The organism is Mesorhizobium sp. M0184 (genome assembly GCF_040322215.1).
Classification (GTDB): domain Bacteria; phylum Pseudomonadota; class Alphaproteobacteria; order Rhizobiales; family Rhizobiaceae; genus Mesorhizobium.
The window spans coordinates 64,114-82,656 of the sequence record NZ_JAMYSZ010000004.1 but is presented as its reverse complement, the minus strand read 5'-3'; the positions used below and the strand labels follow the sequence as shown (position 1 = coordinate 82,656).

Annotated in this window: 20 protein-coding genes; 4 read left to right on the top strand and 16 right to left on the bottom strand. The window is 60.2% G+C overall.

Translation table 11 applies throughout. The features are described 5' to 3' along the window. Positions 1 to 18: 18 nt before the first annotated feature. The 7 genes from NKJ23_RS07265 to NKJ23_RS07235 form a co-directional block, all read right to left on the bottom strand. On the bottom strand, positions 19 to 726 hold the full coding sequence (locus NKJ23_RS07265) for a TetR/AcrR family transcriptional regulator (RefSeq protein ID WP_352679469.1): 708 nt from the start codon (positions 724 to 726) through the stop codon (positions 19 to 21). Further along, positions 720 to 1,085, bottom strand: coding sequence for a DUF982 domain-containing protein (locus tag NKJ23_RS07260; RefSeq protein ID WP_352679857.1), 366 nt, complete (start codon positions 1,083 to 1,085; stop codon positions 720 to 722). Before NKJ23_RS07260 ends, NKJ23_RS07265 begins: the two co-directional genes overlap by 7 nt. Before the next feature lie 35 nt (positions 1,086 to 1,120). Continuing rightward, the gene (locus NKJ23_RS07255; protein WP_352679467.1) at positions 1,121 to 1,366 is read right to left on the bottom strand and encodes a DUF982 domain-containing protein; all 246 of its coding nucleotides are present in this window, start codon (positions 1,364 to 1,366) and stop codon (positions 1,121 to 1,123) included. An 8-nt stretch (positions 1,367 to 1,374) separates the two neighbouring features. After that, positions 1,375 to 1,620 (bottom strand): DUF982 domain-containing protein, encoded by a 246-nt coding sequence (locus NKJ23_RS07250; protein ID WP_352679464.1) that lies wholly within the window; start codon positions 1,618 to 1,620, stop codon positions 1,375 to 1,377. Positions 1,621 to 1,853: 233 nt separating this feature from the next. Beyond that, positions 1,854 to 2,096 carry a DUF982 domain-containing protein gene (locus NKJ23_RS07245; protein WP_352503357.1) on the bottom strand — a complete coding sequence of 81 codons (243 nt, stop codon included), beginning with the start codon at positions 2,094 to 2,096 and terminating at the stop codon, positions 1,854 to 1,856. 877 nt (positions 2,097 to 2,973) lie between these two features. After that, the gene (locus NKJ23_RS07240; RefSeq protein WP_352679461.1) at positions 2,974 to 3,702 is read right to left on the bottom strand and encodes a hypothetical protein; all 729 of its coding nucleotides are present in this window, start codon (positions 3,700 to 3,702) and stop codon (positions 2,974 to 2,976) included. Between the two features lie 40 nt (positions 3,703 to 3,742). After that, the gene (locus NKJ23_RS07235) at positions 3,743 to 4,912 is read right to left on the bottom strand and encodes a coiled-coil domain-containing protein (RefSeq protein WP_352679458.1); all 1,170 of its coding nucleotides are present in this window, start codon (positions 4,910 to 4,912) and stop codon (positions 3,743 to 3,745) included. Between the two features lie 307 nt (positions 4,913 to 5,219). On the opposite strand from NKJ23_RS07235, the gene NKJ23_RS07230 reads away from it, so the two are divergent. Continuing rightward, the gene (locus tag NKJ23_RS07230) at positions 5,220 to 5,483 is read left to right on the top strand and encodes a glutathione S-transferase N-terminal domain-containing protein (RefSeq protein WP_352569929.1); all 264 of its coding nucleotides are present in this window, start codon (positions 5,220 to 5,222) and stop codon (positions 5,481 to 5,483) included. 227 nt (positions 5,484 to 5,710) lie between these two features. Here the strand turns inward: NKJ23_RS07230 and NKJ23_RS07225 are convergent, their stop codons facing one another. The 5 genes from NKJ23_RS07225 to NKJ23_RS07205 form a co-directional block, all read right to left on the bottom strand. Further along, positions 5,711 to 6,568, bottom strand: a complete 858-nt coding sequence (locus NKJ23_RS07225) for a protein-L-isoaspartate O-methyltransferase family protein (protein ID WP_352645731.1) — start codon at positions 6,566 to 6,568, stop codon at positions 5,711 to 5,713. Positions 6,569 to 6,889: 321 nt separating this feature from the next. Further along, positions 6,890 to 8,011 carry a LacI family DNA-binding transcriptional regulator gene (locus tag NKJ23_RS07220; RefSeq protein WP_352645729.1) on the bottom strand — a complete coding sequence of 374 codons (1,122 nt, stop codon included), beginning with the start codon at positions 8,009 to 8,011 and terminating at the stop codon, positions 6,890 to 6,892. Between the two features lie 78 nt (positions 8,012 to 8,089). Further along, positions 8,090 to 9,619, bottom strand: coding sequence for an amino acid ABC transporter permease/ATP-binding protein (locus NKJ23_RS07215; protein ID WP_352645727.1), 1,530 nt, complete (start codon positions 9,617 to 9,619; stop codon positions 8,090 to 8,092). A gap of 76 nt (positions 9,620 to 9,695) precedes the next feature. Next, positions 9,696 to 10,532, bottom strand: coding sequence for an ABC transporter substrate-binding protein (locus NKJ23_RS07210; protein WP_352637498.1), 837 nt, complete (start codon positions 10,530 to 10,532; stop codon positions 9,696 to 9,698). A 163-nt stretch (positions 10,533 to 10,695) separates the two neighbouring features. Next, positions 10,696 to 11,562: a PfkB family carbohydrate kinase gene (locus NKJ23_RS07205; protein ID WP_352679454.1), complete on the bottom strand. Its 867-nt coding sequence runs from the start codon at positions 11,560 to 11,562 to the stop codon at positions 10,696 to 10,698. A 102-nt stretch (positions 11,563 to 11,664) separates the two neighbouring features. Between NKJ23_RS07205 and NKJ23_RS07200 the strand changes: the two genes are divergently transcribed. After that, positions 11,665 to 12,666 carry an SIS domain-containing protein gene (locus tag NKJ23_RS07200; protein WP_352679452.1) on the top strand — a complete coding sequence of 334 codons (1,002 nt, stop codon included), beginning with the start codon at positions 11,665 to 11,667 and terminating at the stop codon, positions 12,664 to 12,666. A 64-nt stretch (positions 12,667 to 12,730) separates the two neighbouring features. After that, the gene (locus tag NKJ23_RS07195) at positions 12,731 to 13,858 is read left to right on the top strand and encodes an NAD(P)/FAD-dependent oxidoreductase (protein ID WP_352679449.1); all 1,128 of its coding nucleotides are present in this window, start codon (positions 12,731 to 12,733) and stop codon (positions 13,856 to 13,858) included. A gap of 683 nt (positions 13,859 to 14,541) precedes the next feature. Here NKJ23_RS07195 and NKJ23_RS07190 read toward each other — a convergent pair. The 4 genes from NKJ23_RS07190 to NKJ23_RS07175 form a co-directional block, all read right to left on the bottom strand. Beyond that, on the bottom strand, positions 14,542 to 14,979 hold the full coding sequence (locus NKJ23_RS07190) for a TA system VapC family ribonuclease toxin (protein WP_352679446.1): 438 nt from the start codon (positions 14,977 to 14,979) through the stop codon (positions 14,542 to 14,544). Then, the gene (locus NKJ23_RS07185; protein WP_023679266.1) at positions 14,976 to 15,203 is read right to left on the bottom strand and encodes a hypothetical protein; all 228 of its coding nucleotides are present in this window, start codon (positions 15,201 to 15,203) and stop codon (positions 14,976 to 14,978) included. Before NKJ23_RS07185 ends, NKJ23_RS07190 begins: the two co-directional genes overlap by 4 nt. Positions 15,204 to 15,546: 343 nt before the next feature. Beyond that, positions 15,547 to 16,140, bottom strand: coding sequence for a DJ-1/PfpI family protein (locus tag NKJ23_RS07180; RefSeq protein WP_023679265.1), 594 nt, complete (start codon positions 16,138 to 16,140; stop codon positions 15,547 to 15,549). A 151-nt stretch (positions 16,141 to 16,291) separates the two neighbouring features. Next, on the bottom strand, positions 16,292 to 16,993 hold the full coding sequence (locus tag NKJ23_RS07175) for a GntR family transcriptional regulator (protein WP_352679444.1): 702 nt from the start codon (positions 16,991 to 16,993) through the stop codon (positions 16,292 to 16,294). A 323-nt stretch (positions 16,994 to 17,316) separates the two neighbouring features. Here NKJ23_RS07175 and NKJ23_RS07170 point away from each other — a divergent pair, with 323 nt between their 5' ends. Next, on the top strand, positions 17,317 to 18,543 hold the full coding sequence (locus tag NKJ23_RS07170; RefSeq protein WP_352679442.1) for an iron-containing alcohol dehydrogenase: 1,227 nt from the start codon (positions 17,317 to 17,319) through the stop codon (positions 18,541 to 18,543).

The following is an 18,543-nucleotide window of genomic DNA, read 5'->3' as shown; positions in this document are numbered from 1 at the left end:
CTTTGATCCACTGGATGTCTAGCCTCGGCGCGAGCCCTTCCCCGCATCCTGCCAAGCTGCGCGGATGATCGCCGCCAGTGCTGCGAAGGTCCTAGCGACCTCGTCGAAGCTTCCGGTGTCCTGCGTCATCGGTGGACAGGACAGAAGGGTAATGCGCAGCATGTGCACGAGTTCGTCCCTGAGCGTGTCGGGAGAAAGTTCTCCATCCTTCACAGCCTGGTCCACCGCATGGCGTAGGCTCTGTTCATAGACCCGGTTGACACGCTCCAGGGCATGTTCGGCTGGTTCGCCGAGAACTGGGAGGTCGTGGCGAAGGCGCGAAAGCGGGCTCCACATATTGCGGGCTCCCGTCTCAGCGTTGAAACGTTCATAGAAGCGGCGCAGATCCTCGAGCTGCATATCGAGACGGTCGAAGAACCGGATATCGGGGGTCGTCCAGAAGCGCTTGATGCGGGCCTCGGCGTTGGCGGCGAAGTCCGCGATCAATTCCTCCATCAGCTGACGCTTGTTGCCGAAGTGATGATGGATGTTGGCGCGCGTCGTGCCGATTGCCGTCGCTATATCGCCGAAGCTGAAACCATCGTGGCCGCGCAGGACATAGAACTCGGCCGCGACCTCTTTGATTCTGCTGCGGGTAGAGTGCGCCTCATCGCCGGGAGATCCTGAAGTGTTGGCTCTCATATCCCTTCCGAAATTCATGCCGCTCGCCATCGCGACAATCAGCATACGAAACGTGCTGCAACCGTCCGCCGGTCGGCACAGACGCGATCAGCGTTGCTACACCATACAATGTCATGGGATGTACCCGTCGTACATGGATCTTCTTCTACGCTCAGGTGGGAACTAATTTGCGCCAGTTCGCGACATTCAACGTTTCGCACGAACATCCCCTCCTCCTTAGCAGCAGCCCCGAAGGCCTTACGGGCCTCCTCCGGGGTCGCCCGATCCTCGACGGCGTCGATGCATAGTTGCACAGCCTTCCTCCACTTAGGTCCCATCTTGATCCACTTCAGGAGTTCCTCGGCGGCACCCTCGACATTGTTACACCCGTAGGTGACCCCAGGTCGGTCGGTCTTGACGTACACCGGAGGGGAGAACCAATGGGTTGCCACGACACCTCCTACTCAGGGGAGAGATACATCTTGGCCTCCTTTGCGGCAGCCTCAAAGGCCTTTCGCACCACCTGAGGGTCAATCGAATCGCCCTCCAGATCTGACAGGCACAGCGTCACCGCCTTATGCCAGCAGGGTCCTCTCCGGGTCCACGTTTTGAGCTGCTCAAGGGCTGCCCTCGCATTGTTGCAGCCATGCCAGACACCGGTTTCAGTCTTCACGAACACCGGAGGGACGAACCAATGGGTTGCCATGATACCTCCTAGTCAGGGGAGAGATACACGTTGGCCTCCTTGGCAGCCGCCTCGAAGGCTTCACGGACCTCTTGGGGGGAGGATTTGCCCTCGAATGCATCGACGCAGGATTGGACAGCCTTGGTCCACTTCGGGCCCTTTGTGTCCCACCCCATGAGCTCCTCGGCGGCTCCCTCGACGTGGCTGACCCCATTGCGAATGCCCGGACGTTTCGTCTTCAAGTAGACCGGTGGAGAGAACCAGAGAGGACCCATAAGGGGGAACTTAGAGCGGCAAGAGCCCGCCGACCAACCCCGCTTTAGCCGCAGCTAAGGGAACGATGTAGGCCCTCGCGGGTTTAGAGGTGGCAGCGGGATTCTTCGTGGATGTGCAGCCGCTGTGGGGGGGTCCGTCGCCTCTCCCTCACTGGCGGCGGGCTCCTTTCGCGCGAAGGCGGTGTTGGTAATAGACACCTAGAAGCTTATACCGCATCCAATTTAGCTAGTTCTCATTGGGGGAGTAATGTCCCCTCCTCTTTTGCAGCAGCCAGAAATGCCTTACGGGCCTCCTCAGGTTCCATCTCGTCGAATATCACGGCCATGCAAACGCGCACCGCGAGGTCCCAGCAAGGGCCACGCTTGGTCCACTTCATCAGCTCCTCGCCGGCTTTCTCGGCGTTGTTGACGTTGCGGATGATCCCGGGACGCTCGGTCTTGACGGGGACCGGAGGGTTGAACCAGTGGAGAGCCATACGTCACTCTTTGTCGGCCCTATCAAGTTCCTCCAGCAAATACCTTTGCTCAGCCGGCAGCTCCCGTTCTACAGGCAGATTTAGCAGGTTGCGAAGGTAATTGCGGATTACCTCTGAGGTGATCCAGTGCCGCACAACTTTGGCAATAACCTTCTGTTTGGCTTTATCGATTTCAACCACATTCGGGCCTACATCTTAAAAGGACCGAACTGCACCTCGAGCGGATTTGTTCCTTAAGGGGGCCAGAATGTTTGATACAAAAATCTGGGCGGGTGATCGGATAACTGGCTCGCGCGAGGCCCCCCGCGCGCCCTTCGTTTCCCACTGGCGAGGCCCTAACAATCCCCGTCAGAGAAGTTGGAACCCAACATCGTGAGCCTGAGCCAGAAGTTACGCAGCCAGCAGCCGTTCTGCATCTATTGTGCCGGATCGGCTCGCCGCGTCGACATCGACCACGTGCCGCCACGGGTCTGTTCGATGGCAAGTGGCGACCGAAGGGCGGGAAGTGACTACCTGCAAGGCATGCCATGAAGGGACGCGCGAGATGGACGATGTCGCGGCGTTCGCAAGCCGTTCCTGCCCAACCCGACGACTGGGGGACAGCATGGTTGTCATTGGTCATGACGATCACCTGGGCGGTGCGCCAAGAGGGCTTGGGCACGGGAGGCGCACCGTCTAGGGACAAAGGCTGCGATGCTTCGTCAGGATTGTTCCGATATCAGCGAGTCCGCTTCTTGATAGGTCTTGCGACCAGTACGCCCGCGCGCGGGGCCACAGGTCGAGGCTAGGAACTCACACTCGCGGGCACTGGTTGATCACCGAGCCAACACGAGCGACCTCGGCTAAGCGCCGTGTGTCCCTCTTACAGGCTTGGCTGCTATATTATTGCAGTGACCCTGCCCGACGCATCGAGGCGACAACTGACTTGCGCCTGCCGGACTTCGATGCCACCTTGTCTAGCGTAGTCTATTCGCACCTCGATCGGCGCCGTGAGTGCGCCTTGACGTTGACGCAAGGCACCTGCGCTTACCGCGTGGACACGGACGGCGCCAAGCGGCGTCGCAGCGGACACGATCGCCGCGCGGCAGGCACGCACCACTGCGGCTGGCGTACCGGTTTTCGCTTTCAGCGGTGCCAGAAACTCAGCGGGATAGCCCTTGGTGACCCGCTCGGAACCACCGTCACCAGGTTTAGAGGGCAGGAGGACGGGTGGCAGGACGATCGATTGCCTGGCGGTCTTGGCAGAGGCAGTGGCTGTGGTGGCTGCGGCCGGACTACCGGGAGCGGTAACCGATTCGTTTTCGGCGGCTGGATCGTCGCCCACACCGACATCCGTCGAAATCCCTCCGCTTGTATCACCTACAGTGCCGCTGGCACTAACGCTTGCGTCGACTGAGCCGTCATCTGCGCCGACCGAAGCTCCAACGCTTGCTCCGCCTACACCGTCGACGCTCGTGCCCACCCCCACAGATACGCCTTGCGAACCGGCGCTCACTCCAGCACCGACCCCGGCACCGCCAACATTGGCGCCTACACCTGCATCAAGAGCCGAGGCAGGCCCGATTGCGATCCCGATCGTCAACGCGGCTGCGACGTATTTTTTCATTATCATACTCCCCTGCGGCATACATTTCGCTCACTATTCTTCACTGGCCTAGGTCGAGCTTTTTCGGTGGTCGCGTTGGGAGCAATGCGGCGGGAAGAGCGATGGTTGACAGCAGAACAGGTTGCGGTGACTTTTGGACCTTCACTTTCTGTTTTTCCGGCAAGCCCGGTTTACGGACTGGTTGGGAGCCCGGACGCGATAACCTACTTGCAAGTGCACTCGCGGGGGTACGTGCTTTCGGCGCGCGCTCCACAGCTGCAGTGCGACGCTTGCCCTTGACAATATCAATTGCCTCACGCGCGGCACTGAGGCTGCGGGCTAGACCGATAGCCCTTTCACGCTCTTGGTCCAGCGCCGCACTCAATTCTATCGAGTTCTGCTTTAAAGCATCGCGTTCCATGCGAACGATGGCGAGGCCTCGTACAGCTGAATCTGCTCGTTCGCGTCCCAGTTCGAGTGCTTCTCGAGCTTGCTTTACAGCGGCCTCGGCCACCTGTCGGTCCCTTATGGCGTTGGCCTGCTCGACGGCTGCCAGATTTGCGCCTGTCTTAAGAGCATCGATCGTTTGGCGAGCCGTAGTAAGTTCTTGTTCCAAGAGCTCAACCTTGTGCCGCTCGTCATCAAGCGCTCGCTTGGCAGCAAGCTGAGAGACTTCCATAGAGGGGTGCGCTCCAAGCGTGGCAGCCTTCTCGCTGTTCCAGAGACTGGCTTCGGCCCTGTAGCTTTCGATAACGCGCTGCGCCGTCTCCAGATCGAGGGCGAGCGCTTCGTCTGTTCGCTGCTGCTCTTTTAGGGCTTGTGCTTGCTGAGCCACCGTGTCTGCCAGTACGTGTGCCTGGGCGCTTAGGTCACGTGCGCCGCGCTGCATAACGCCTAGCTCCGCTCGTGCTGCGGCCAATTCGCGGCGTAAAGCCTCCTCATGCTCGCCGAGCGGCGTTTGCGCGCCCTCCTTGAGTGCCTGTGTTTCGCTGAGCACCAGCTCTCTAGATATATAGGATCCGAGCGCGCTCGGTTGCGGCTTGCCCGGTTCTTTGTCGACCTCGGTGTGTTCGGAAACCACGACCGACGAGCTGTCGTTAGCTGCGGCAACAGCTGACGCTTCGGGCGCCAACTGACTATTTGCCGGAGATGCCGACAGCAGAACAAGGCATAACGGAACGAGGGATAGCATGGCGCTACACCCCCTGCCGCGTATCTGCAGATGATTCATCACTGAACCTCACCGACCGCGGCCCTCACCGCTATTGTATTCTCCACTTACGCGCGCGGCGCTGGATCAATGCTAGTGAAGCACCCTCGGCAACGCCAAGGCACCGAATAAGGCGTAAAGCCTGTCTCCTATTTCCTTACTTGTCATCATTCGAACGAACGGAACTTTCGTTCATTTACTCTGGGGTTGTCTGAAACCCCGAAAGGCTGCCCTGCTCAAAACGGCTCTGTCTGGTCACTCCAGAGCCTCCAAGATACTGGAGGTCACGCTCTGGAGGAGGACGAGCCCCATCAATCACAACGAGGATGTGTTTGCGATCAATCCGCTTGGCAAAGTGCCCGTTCTCGTTCTCAATGACGGTTATACGATCTTCGATTCGAGCGTAATCTGCGGCTATCTCGACGATCTCGAAAGCAGTCGTCGGCTCATCCCCGAAAGAGGGCGAGCAAAATGGTCCGCCTTGCGCCTCCAGGCGCTCGCCGGCGGCATGTGCGACGCAGGCATTTCCATCCGCTGGGAAACGAGCGCCGCCCTGAACATCTGCGTTACCCTGCCTTGGGCGCAGGCATGACGATGAAGCTCATCGAATTCTATAACTTTGTGGAACGCGAGGTCGAATCGACGCGCCGCTCCATGTCGGCCACATCGCGCTCGCCACTTGTCTAAGCTGGCTGGAATTCCGGAGATTACCCGACTTCTTGCAGGGGAGGCCACGACTGACGGTATAGATCCTTCGTGCAACGCCCTTCAATGCGTGCCACACCCTACGACGGTGACCCGCGAGATTGATATCGATCTCTAGGCTTTCGAAATCCAATATGCGTCGGCAACTAGCCAAGCGTTCTCGAGGCGATTTGCTGGTCGTCCTCGATGGTATTGCGCGAGACCAGTGACCTTGCCTCGCGCAGCCTTTAGAGCGGCCATCAACGCCTTTTCTTCGTCACTGCGCCTAGCTCCGCTGCAGGGGTAAAACCCGCATGGCATAAGTGATCTTACAGGAAACGCACAGCCAGCCCTTTCCAGAAGCATCATGAAGCCTCGTTGGTCTTCACCTGTGAACGGCAGCGCCATCCGACCCTTGTCGGACAAATTTGAAAGCCACCGTTCCGGCACGTGCGTCACTCCGGCAAAGGCGGCCACGACATCGAGGTTTGGCAGATCGACTGCCTGCGTTGCATCACCGGATATCACTTCTACATGGGCATAATGAGCAAGATTGCTTTGCGCTCGCCGGGCCAGTTCTTCGTCGATCTCATATGCAATCACGCGCCCTTCAGAACCCGTCAGTTCAGCGAGGATGGCGGTGAAATAGCCGACACCAGCACCCACCTGAAGGACAGTCTGGCCGGCGGCGACGTTCAGATGGTCGAAAACCAATGCCCAAAGCGACGGCAACCCGCTGTTTAATCCGCGCTTTTCGTCAAGCGAGACCAGAACGTCGTGGTAAATCTCGTGAAGTGCGGCTGAAGGGCTGGTATGGACCGCCCCGATTTGCAATCTCGAATGGATACGCCAAGGCCCGTTGCCAAGGTACTGTTCGCGCGGAACCTTTGCGAAGGCCTCGATGACTGCAGGGTTGTGCAAGACAGGCGATGAGACACGCAGGTCTTCGGCAAACCACCGGCGCGGTTCACTAACATCGGTTCTTGTTGGCATGGAATATATCGGCTCCCGGATTGTGCGTACTCTGTGATGCTCTCAGAAAACCGGCCGACGGCAAAGGATCGCTATCCCCGCACTGCGCGGCGATGCTCGTTGTTTGTTTGCCTTCGACCGCGCCCTGCCCTCTCCGTCCCTCGACCCGCCCGGCTGCTGGCGTTCGCAGTGTAAACCGAAAATGGCGCGTCGGTTCCAGGTGAGCGATTTCAAACTAACTTGTCGATGTTTTCCAGAATGAAGCACGACCGTTTTGGGTCAACGCAACCACAGCTTGAAATGTCAGGGACGCACCTGCTGCGGGACCTCGGATGATCCAACCTACGATTGGCCATGCACGGCAATGGAATTTCGTTCCACGATCTGGGCTGCCAGGACACGATGCTCGAAGGGTAACGTGGCCTCCGCCAACCTCTTCAACAGAAGCTCCGCTGCCGCCGCCCCGATCAAATGCGCCGGCTGGGCGATGGCTGTGATACCCTGGGCCACGAACTGCATCCAATCGAGATCGTCGAAGCAAAGCAGCGAAACGTCTCCTGGAATCGCAAGCTTTAGTGCGGAAGTCGCCTCCAGAACGCCTGTCGACATCACACCATCGGCGGTAAATAGAGCGGACGGCGTATTGCGCATTGTCAGCAGATCGAGCGCCTCCTTGCGAGCTGCCTCGCTAGAATAGACCGCTACGCGGCGGATCAACCGCAGATCCGGGTCGATACCTGCGGCACGATGGGCTTCGAGATAACCCAACAATCGTTGCCAGCTTGGATGATGGTAGCGAACATCGAAGCTGGAGAGATCAACGTTCGCCACAAAGGAGCCAACATCATCGCGGTGGCCCGGCCCGAGTTCCGCCAGTATTCCGATGCGGCTGTGTCCGGCGGCGATCATGGCCGCGATGCTGTTACGCGTTACAGAAACGTTGTCGACCACGACTGAATCGGTTTCCAGGCCCGCCACTATGCGGTCGAACTGCACGACGGGGCAGCGGGCCGCGACTGCTTCACGAAGATGATCCGGCTCGTCCACGAAGGTCGATGAGACGATCAACCCATCGACCTGCTTTTCCAGCAGCAACTGCACCGCCTCTCGCTCGAGGTCGGCATTTTCGTCACTATTCGTAACGATAACCCCGAAGCCGCCACCGCGCGCGACATCCCCTATTCCGCGCAGCACGCTGGCGTAGAATGGGCTTTCGATGTCGCCAACCACAACTCCGATAGTCTGCGTCTTACCGGTGATCAGGCCTTTGGCCAGGCGATTGGGGCGATAGCCCAGCGCAGCTGCGGCGGCGCGCACCTTCTCCTGAACCTCGGAGCTGCTGTAGCCGTAGCCACCAAGGACACGCCCGGCGGTGGCGGAACTCACCCCGGCCCGGCGAGCGACCTCTATGATAGTTGCGTTTTTCGACGATCTTTGAGTCACTCGGCAAACCCCGCCGCCCATGCGCGCGACCTAGCGGCAGTTAAGCCCGCCCCGCAAGGCCGAACACCGCAACACCCGCCGTTGCGCACACCATTGCAATCACAGCACCTCTGACAGAAAGCGCCGAAGACGCGGGCTTTGCGGATTGTCGAATAGATCCTCTGGTCGGCCTGCCTCGACTATCCGCCCCTCGTCCATGAATACGACCTGGTTCGCGACCTTGCGAGCGAAGTTCATCTCGTGCGTAACGACCACCATCGTCATCCCGCCCCGCCCGAGATCGGCCATCAAGTTCAGGACACCTTTGACCAATTCCGGATCGAGGGCACTGGTGACTTCGTCGAACAGCATGATTTCGGGTTCGAGGGCCAGGGCGCGCGCGATAGCCACCCGCTGCTGTTGCCCGCCCGAGAGATTGGCCGGCCGATGGTCTTTGCGCTCCAGCAGTCCGACTTCATGCAGCCTCGCTAAGGCCGCCCCCTCAGCCTCCTCGCGCGACATGCGTTTTACTTTGCGCAGCGCCAGGGTGATGTTGGCGAGGGCGCTGCGGTCGGGAAACAGATTGAACTGCTGGAAAACCATGCCGACGCGCCGGCGGAGTTGGTCAGGGGTCTGTTTGTAGATGCTTTCGCCATCGAGCAGAATGTCACCGGCTCGACACTCTACGAGGCGGTTGAGGCAACGCAGCAAGGTCGACTTGCCCGAGCCGGACGGACCGACGAGGCAGGTGACGGTCCCGGGCTCGACCTTCAGACTGACGTCATGGAGCACCTGGACGGCGCCGTAGGCCATGTCGATGTTCTTGACCTCGATGCCGCCGCCCTTGAAGCGGGTGGGCGCCGCTGCGGGCAATTTCGCTGCGCCCGGCACGCCGGCTTCGGCAAGCTCGGCGACTTCCTTGAGGCCGCTCTGCACAGCGGTGATACGTTTGCCGACGCGCATGCGCGCGTCGATGTAATTGACGAGGTGGGTCAGCGGCACCGTGATCACGAGATAGAACACGCCGGCCAGCAACAGCGGCGACAGGTTGCCGGTCAGCACGGCCTGGTCCTGGCCAACGCGGAACAGTTCGCGTTCGGAGGCGAGCAGACCAAGGAAATAGACCAGGCTGGAGTCTTTGACGTTGCCAATGAACTGGTTGACCAGTGCGGGCAGGACGCGGCGGATGCCTTGCGGGATCACCACCAGGCGCATGCCTTGGCCATACGTCATACCGAGAGTGCGGGTGGCGTCGATCTGACCACGCTCGACGCTCTGGATGCCGGCGCGGAAAATCTCTCCGATATAGGCGCCGGCGATCAGGCTGAGCGCCAGAATGCCCAGCGGATAAGGCGACGGACCGAACAGATCTCGGCCCAACCGCGCGAAGCCTTGGCCAATGATCAGGATCGTGACAATAGCAGGAAGCCCGCGGAAGATATCGGTGTAGACCCGCGCAAGGAGTTTCAGCGGCCGGTTCTCTGAAATCCCCATGACTGCGAGGACGATACCGATCAGCGTCCCGAAAAACGTCGAGGCAAGGGCCAGGATCAAAGTGTTCTTGAGGCCGACCATCACCATGTTTGGCAGAACTTCTGCCATCGCCTGGAAATCAAGGAAGCTGCGGGCGAAGGTATCGAACCAGCTCATATCAAGTCCATCTATGACTCGGCCGGGCACCGTTGCTCACGGGCCCGGCCGGAAACGAAAATGAATACGCGCGAATTTACTTCTTGGGCAGATATTGATCCGGCATCGGAGTGCCCGGGAACCACTTCTCATGCAGCCGTTTCCAGGTGCCATCGTCCATGGCCTGGCGCAGCGCCTTGTTGAGCGCCTCGCGGAAGGCATCGTTGCCTTTCTTGACCACGAACCCGGCTGGCGCATCGAAGGACGGCACATTCATTGTTATCTTCAGGTTCTTGTAGCGCTCCACATACTGCTTGGCCGACTCATAGTCAGTGAAATGGCCGTCGATCGTCCCGTTATTCAGCGCCGCCACCGCAGTGTTGTTGTCGGGGAATTTGACAATGTCGCCCTTCAGATTCTTCTCGGCATAGATTTCCTGCAGCGTTCCCTGGATCACGCCGATGCGCTTTCCGGCGGTGCTCTCATTGCTCGTCAGTGCCGGATCAGCCGAAATGATCGACAGGTAGCCGGCGAGATAGCCGTCGCCAAAATCCACGGTCTTCTTGCGCTCCGCGGTCGTGCCGATGGCGGCGACAGCGACGTCGAACCGGCCGTTGGCAACCGACGGCAGCAGCGCCGAGAATTCCTGGCCGGTGAAAACGACCTGTTCCTCCTTGAACCCGAGCCGGCGCGCCACATCGCGGAAGAGTTCAGCGTCGAAGCCAGTGAAGTTACCGTTGGCGTCGGTGAAGACATAGGGTTTCGCATCGCCCATGGTTCCGACGCTGATCACCGTCGGGTCGATGAGGTTGTAGGGGTTGTCGGCCGCGTTTGCCTGCGTTGACGAGGCCAACGTGCCAAGTCCTGTCAACAGCGCGATCGTCAGCGCCAGACCGGATTTCACAAGTTGGCGCCTGCTCGAATTCGTGTGCATGTCTTCTCCTCTTACGATTGGCCGAACTCGGCCCTGCGATCCCACTCGACGTCTCATCCATCAAAACGCTCTTAGGTGGCGTTTTGGCCAGATAGGTGAGAACGTTATCATTTCCTCTAGCATTGTCCATTTCTCGCGTCAATTGTTTCGGAGAATTTCGCTGCTAGACGGTTTTCCAGTCTTGAGCGTGCCGAGCTCCGCGAAGGATCTCCGGCGTCATCTTTCCTAACTCGATTGCTGTCGCATGGCCGATCGCCCCGTAGTACCGGCAGGTAGCGGCCGCCGCCTCCGCGGCATGGCCGAGAATGTCTTGAGGCGCCTCTTCCTTAAGCAGGCCGAATAGCGTTCTGGCGATGAAGGTGTCGCCCGCGCCCAGGGTGTCGACCGGTTCGACCAGCCGCGCCTGGGTGCGGTAAGAGACCGTGTCGGCGTGAAGCACCGCGCCGGCTCGGCCACGAGTCACAAGGACCCACTTTGAACCATATCCAAGGAGTTCGGCTGCGATTGCGGCCAATTCGTTGTCGTCGAGACCGTCACCCGAGACGGAAGCCAGATAGCAATAGGGCCCAATCTCGCGTCGATGTCCCGGTTCCCGCCGCGTAGAAAAGTCGTAAGACAGCAGGGACTTACTCGATACAGCGGCAACCCACGGGTCTAACCCGCTGGACTGGCCGATGTGGACGGCCTGAAAGCTCGAGAGAAAATCCAGATCTTCTTGCGTCGGCGTAAACACCGAAACTCCGAGATCGAAGTCCAGGAAAATCCGATCGGCGTTGCGGTGACCTATGAGGCAGTAAGCGGTCGGCCCCTCGAGGCGCCGTAATCGGGTGATGTCCACGCGCTCCGACGCCAGTGCAGTGCAGATAAGGTCCCCCGCCCGGTCTTTGCCGATCGCTCCGACATAGGCCGATCGCCCGCCGAAGCGGCTGACATAGACCGAGACATTGAGGCAATTTCCACCAGGATACATCTCGCCGCGAGCAAGATAACAATCGACCACGTTATCGCCTATCGCGGCAATCTTGACCATTGCAGGACTTTCAGTTTAAAGGATGTGATAACGTTCGCACACTGGCTGCCATCTGTCAATTGTGCGCCGGCCCGCAGCTCTGCCAACGAGACGAGGAAGCTCATGATTTCCGCCCTGCCCGCCGACGTGGAACGCGCCCTGACCGCTACGGCGGGCAGGCGGTTTTCGCACCTATTCCTCGTGGCGTGCGGCGGCTCGCTCTCGATCATGATGGCAGGCAAATACTTCGTCGACCGTCACAGCGGCACATTCGCCTGCGACATCTACAACGCGGATGAGTTCGTCTGCCGAGACCCGCGACGGCTGGGACCCGACGCGCTCGTTGTCCTTTGCTCGCAGACCGGCACCACCCACGAAACTGTGCGAGCGGCCAATCATGCAAAGGATCGAGGCGCAACGACAATCGGCATGACGCTCGACCAGATATCGCCCCTCGCGCAGGCGGTCGACCACGCAGTCGCCTACCAGGCCTCCTACACGACGGGCAAACCGATCGAAGCAGCCCGCAGCAACTACGGCGTGCTCTACATGTTGCTCGCCGGCCTAATCGATGCTCGGGAGGATGCCGGACTGACCGCCGATCTGCTGATGAGCCTGAGCCATCTTCAGCCGGCGATAGAGCGTGCGCACCGGACCTATGCCGACCGGTTTAAGGCCTTCGCACCCCGTTTCGCGCCGTGCAATACGATCTACACACTGGCCAGCGGTGCAAGCTATGGTGCGGCGTATTCCTACGCCATCTGCGTGTTGATGGAGATGCAGTGGTACGACTCGCAAGCCATACACGCCAACGAGTTCTTTCACGGCCCATTTGAGGTGGTGGACCGGGATGCTTGCTTCGTGGTCTTGCTGGGTTTGGACGAAACGCGGAGCCTATCCGAACGCGCCCGCGACTTCCTTTTCAAACATGGAAGCCGGGAAAACATCCTGGTGCTAGATGGAGCGGAACTCGACCTCAGCGGTATGTCCGATGACATCAAACCCTATCTCGTTCCCTTGGTCTTCTTCGACACTCTATGGCGATTTGCCTATGAGCTGGCCGGCCTGCGTGGCCGGCCGATGCTCGATGGCCGGCGCTACATGAAGAAGCTAACGGACTACTAGTTCCGCCGCGCTCTGCAGCGATCCAACAACTCCCAGCCCGGCTTCTGCGTAGAAGGATTTCCCTATGACTGCATCTGCAAAACCGCGCCAAGTCGTCGTTGTCGGCGCAGGCATCTTCGGCACCTCTTCCGCGCTGCACCTCGCTCGTCTTGGCTTTGATGTAACCATTGTCAATGACGGCGCGCCGGCCAACGGTGCATCCGGCCGTTCACTTTCCTGGCTGAACTCAGCGCGACGTGCCGACACTGCCTATCACCGCTTGAGGCTTGCAGGCATCGACCGTTATCGGACCCTGGCGGCCACAAGGCCGGAAACCGCGTCGTGGCTTCGCTTTGACGGCGGCCTCACCTGGGATGCGGATGATGAGTCGAACCAGATCGCGTCCATCTGCCAGCTGGAGCAGGAAATTGGTTATGACGCGCTTCTGCTCGGCCCTGCCGAAGTTGGTGCAATGACGCCCGGCGTCAATGCCAATGCAATCACCCCGCAGGGCGCAATCTTCAATCCTGGCGAAGGATGGGTCGACCTGCCCTCCTTGATCGATCTGCTACTCAATGAATTCCGCTCCCGCGGCGGCAAGCTTATCCAGGACGCTGGACGCGTGCGGATAGATGCCACAGGTGGTCGCGCGCGTGGCGTCGTCACTGCCGATGGTGCGCCGATAAAGGCGGATGCAATGGTCCTTGCCGTTGGGCCAGCGACGCCTGTCATGCTTGCGGAGATCGGCGTCCATGTCCCCGACGCCACGCCGATTTCACTTCTCTTGAAGACCAAGCCGATCAAGACCGAGCTCCGTGCCGTGCTGAATACGCCCCGCGTGGCGGTTCGCCCGACGCCGGATGGCGCACTTGTTTTGGATTCGGCGTGGTCGGAGGAAGAAGTCGTGGTCAACTCTGACGGAACCTACACCGTGCACGACAAGACCGTCAAAGGACTGCTCGAGGAGGCTAGTGCGGTGCTCGAGGGCAATCCGCGGCTCCAACTCGCTACCTATGCAGTTGGCCCGAAGCCCATCCCCGGCGACGGCGAGCCAGTGCTTGGCTCCATCGAGACCGTTGCCGAACTTCACGTCGCCTTCAGCCACAGCGGCGCCACGCTTGGATTGATCGTCGGCGAATTGCTTGCCAAAGAAATCGCCTCCGGCAATCCGCATCCCATGCTTGCAACCTTCCGCGCCAACCGTTTCAGCTGACAGGGCATCGCGGCCGAGGTCGAACTGTCCAGATGGGCCGCGGGCCTGGGGAATCCTGGCAAGAATCGCTAAACAGCGAATTTCTGCTTCTTGCAGCTTCAACGTTGGACCGAGGGTGGTCAAGACCAAGAAGCTGAGGTGCCCGGAGGAGCATCTCCAACCCGAATCCGAGCGTGAACTCGGCCGCGCCAGCCATCGAGATGAACACGTCCTGCGGCATGCCGAAGGTCAGAAACGGCTTATCTTCGACCAGCGGGTAGAACCACTCCGGATAGGCTCGATGTCGCGAGGTCCTAGAGGTTGTAAGGTGGGACACGAACGTGCGGCGCGTCTGTCTGGCGCCAGTCTCGAAAGTATTGGCGACTACACCGCCAGCGCCCCTGAGCACCGATGTCTTGCAATGGATCACCCAGCAAACATTCGTCGCCAAGAAACAACAGCGTCGCTTCGTAAGCCGACGCATTGTACCAGTCGCAGGCAGCCGCGCAACGGTTCAAGCCCGACCTTGACTGGAAGCTGGAGAACGAACCATCGAAGAGGGGCGGCATGTTGAGACACTCGTGGCCTTGGACGAACGGTAGCGCATTGCGCCTGAGCGCACCGGCCTGATGGTGCTGCGCGGCTATGCCTATCTCAACCTGCGCGGTTCGGCGATGCAGAACAGACAAAAAGAGCCTGGCGGTCTACCTTGTGGGAATCAGGTGCAGTGCAGACCTCCCGCCCTTCACGGCCGCGACTGACAGCTTGCGGTCAAAGCTCGCAAGTTGGCCGCCACGCGCCTTGGCGAGCGCAAGAAGATAGGTATCGGTGACCTGTGCCGAGGTCAGGATTTTCGCTGCATCGATGTCGCCGGAGCCAACCAGGCTCACATCGTCGGGCCAGAAGCTGTGCCCGTGCAGAGCCCGCAACTTGGCAACGATTTGCGCAACGACGGCGGGCGAGCCGGGAGAATTGGGATATCTTTGGTTGCCGACGATGCGCAGGACGCCGTTTTCGGTGATGGGACACGTAGCCCATGCGGCGTTGCCGGCCTGTTCGAACCAGTCATGCGCGTCGTCATGGGCGACGTGGCCAGGATCGATCAGTGCGATCAGCACATTGACATCGAGCAGGAACGTCAAGGCAGTTCGTCTCGCAGGGCATTGACCGTCTCAAGCGTGACAGGAGGTGCATCCGGCCGAGGCGACAGTAGAGGAATCCCGTTGCGCTCGCCGCCGGCTTGAGGCCGGCGCAGCGAGCGCCGGGCGAGATCGGTGATGACCTCGCCGAGGCTGCGATCCTGCTGCCGGGCGATGGCCTTGGCCGCAACCAGGACGTCGTCATCGATCGCCAGTGTGGTTCTCATGTCGCCCTCCTGGTGCGCATCAATCATCACGCATCATATAGAGCAGCAACGTCGGGTACTCAAGCGGTGCGACTTCCGACAGCGGTGCGACTTCGTAGCGTCGTAAGCAGATGAGTTGTCCGGATTAGGTAGCACACGAGTTGTCCGATCACTCGTAAGCGAGTTTGGTTTCCCTCACCCTTTGACTACCGACAAAGTTGCGCAGGGCCGAGGGGACCGTTATGGCCGCGCTATCTAAGGGACGTGCCTTCCGGAAGCTTATCAGCTCGGGAGACTATCGGCAGAAGCTACGGAGGCTGCAGCAAGGACCGACGCACCCTTTTGGATGCGTCGGAGCAAAGGTCTACGCGTGGCGGATCTCCGTTCCCAGCACCTTCAGGCATTCGCGGATGAACGCTGCAAGCGCCGTCCAGCCCTTTGCCGAAACCATCGTGCCATCCACATATGCCTCCGTTGGAGACAGATCGATGTAGATGCCGCCCGCAAGCGTCACTTCGGGCTCGCAAGCCGCCAGTGCGCCGACCTTCTTGCCACGCACGACGCCGTCCACCGCAATCAGGATCTGCACGCCGTGGCAGATCGTGAAGATCGGCTTCTTGGTTTCGTGGAAGTGGCGCACCATCGCCTGTACGCGCTTGTCGGTGCGGATGTATTCGGGGCCACGGCCGCCGGCGCAGTACACAGCGTGGTATTGCTCCAACTGCTTCTCAGCGTCGGAAAAGGTCTTGTTGATCAGCGCATAGTGGCCGAGCTTTTCGGTGTAGGTCTGATCGCCCTCGAAATCGTGCAGCGATGTTTTGATCAGGTCTCCGGCGCTTTTGTCTGGGCACACGACGTGAACGGTGTGGCCCACCGCTTCCATCGCCTGCTGGTAGACGAAGATTTCGTATTCCTCGGTGAATTCACCAGTCAGCATCAGGATCTTTTTGCCTGGCATGGTACTTCCTTTCCTGTGACAACGGCCGGGCGAGACCTGTACTCGCCTGGTAGGTTTGAGTTTCTAGAAGGGTGAATCGGGGAAGTAGTCTTCGTTGGCACTGACCGGCGTGATGACCGTCAACGGCGGGTACGGGGACATCGGGACAGTCTCAGTCGAACGCCAGCAACAAACGGTCGCGGGAATGCTCGATATGGCGACGCATCGCCTGCTCGGCAGCGGCAGGATCGGCCGCAGCGAAAGCGGCCAGGATGGCCTCATGCTCGTCAAGCGCCTCTTCGGTGACGCGCGAGTGGAACATCAGGCGAAATATGTGGAAGTGGGTATGCTGGTGCGCCAGCGTCTCGCGCACGAGCTCGTTGTTGGCGAATTCCATGACCTTGTCATGGAAAATGGCATCCTGGCGGGCAAAGTTGGAATACCGCAGGCGCTCGTCCTTGCCCTCACGGCGCGCCATGACGCCGGCCGATTTCTGAAGCTGTGCGAGCTTTGCCTCGTCCATGAGCACTGCTGCCTTGGCTGCGCTATGGGGCTCGAGCAGCAGGCGAAGCTCGTAGAGTTCATCGAACCGTCGTTTCGTAATCTGCGGCGCAGCGCGGTAACCGATCAGATGCGTCTTCAGCACCAGGCCTTCGCCTTCGAGCCGGCCGAGCGCCTCGCGGATCGGCGTGTGGGATACGTTGAATTCCTTGACCAGGCTGTCGACGGTGATGCGCGAGCCCGGCGCAATCTTCAGCGACATGAGTTGCGCAAAGATCGCTTCGTAGACGTCCTCAACCAGGCTGCTGGAGCGCTGGATACGCCCGCCGGCGAGGTTCGCTTCGTCTAGACTGGGTAAGTTCATGGCCTGCATGTTTTGCCTCTTGACACATCAAGTTGCTAACACGATGCTCCGGCCAATGCAATCCTATATCCTATACGATTTTATAGAGGATATCATTTGCGGCAGCTAGGAGACAAAGCAATCGAATTTGCAGTGGCCCTGCTGGAACAGCGTGCCGCCCTGGGAGCCCGTGCTTCCTCACCTGCTGAACGGACCGCCAGCGTTGCGGGCGATGGTTCGGCACGTCGATACGCAACCGCGCTGCGAGACGGGTTTTACATCGAACCCGGCCTTTGGGCCGAGTTGAACGCCATCTCGCATTCCAATCCAGTCATCATCACAGGATGCAGGTCATGAGCCTTTTCACTGCCATAAGGCTGCCGCGCGAAATCCTCTTCGGGAAGGGCCAACGCCACGTCATCCCGGTTGTCGCGGCGAGGCTCGGGCGTCGCGCGCTCGTCTGCACCGATGAACGTTTTGCCGCAACGGGCCCGTTCGCAGAGATTGTCACTGGGCTGCGAGCCGCCTCGATAGACGTACTGGTGCATGACCGTGTGCTACCCGACGTCCCCCGGGACACCGTTGCCGTCTGCGTCGAGGAAGCACGGAAGTTCGCGCCCGACATGGTGATCGGCATTGGCGGCGGCAGCTGTCTCGACATGGCCAAATGCGCCGCGCTGCTCATCAGCCACGGCGGTCAGCTCCAGGATTACTACGGCGAGTTCAAGGTGCCCGGCCCGACGCTGCCGCTGATCGCGGTGCCGACGACAGCCGGCACCGGCTCTGAAGTCACCCCGGTTGCCGTGATCTCGGATCCGGATCGCACGCTGAAGGTCGGCATCTCCAGCCCGTATCTGATCGCGGCCGCGGCCATCTGCGACCCTGAGCTGACGATGACATGCCCGCCGGGATTGACGGCGATCGCAGGCGCCGATGCGCTGACGCACGCGATCGAGGCCTTCACCGCCGCCAGGCGGGGGACCGATCCCGGCCTTCCGCAGAAACATGTCTTTATCGGCAAAACCGCTTTGACCGATCATTTCGCCCTGCTGGCGATCAAGCTGCTTGGCCGAAGCCTTGAAACGGCATACCGCCGGCCCTCTGACGAGGACGCCCGGGCCGACGTCATGATGGGTGCACTTGCAGCCGGCTGCGCGTTCGGAACGGCCGGCACGGCGGCAGCGCACGCCGTGCAATATCCGGTTGGCGCGATAACCCACACCGCTCACGGATTGGGTGTCGCCACCATGCTGCCATTCGTCATGAAGTACAACAGAACAGCCGCAGCGACCGAGATGGCCGAGATCGCCAACGCGCTCTGCCTCGATGGAAAAGGCCGGACGCCCGAAGAGTTGGCCGACGCGACCATTGGCGAGGTCAGTCGGCTGTTTGGGGCAATCGGGATCACCCCCACGTTGGCCGAGCTGGGGCTGCCTGCCGACAAGCTCGATTGGACGGCGGAACAGGCGATCGGTATCGAGCGCCTCATCAAGAACAATCCGCGGCCATTCGATTTGAGGTCCATGCGACGCCTGGTCCAGGCCGCCTTTGATGGCGACCTCGCCAGCTGCGTCATGTAA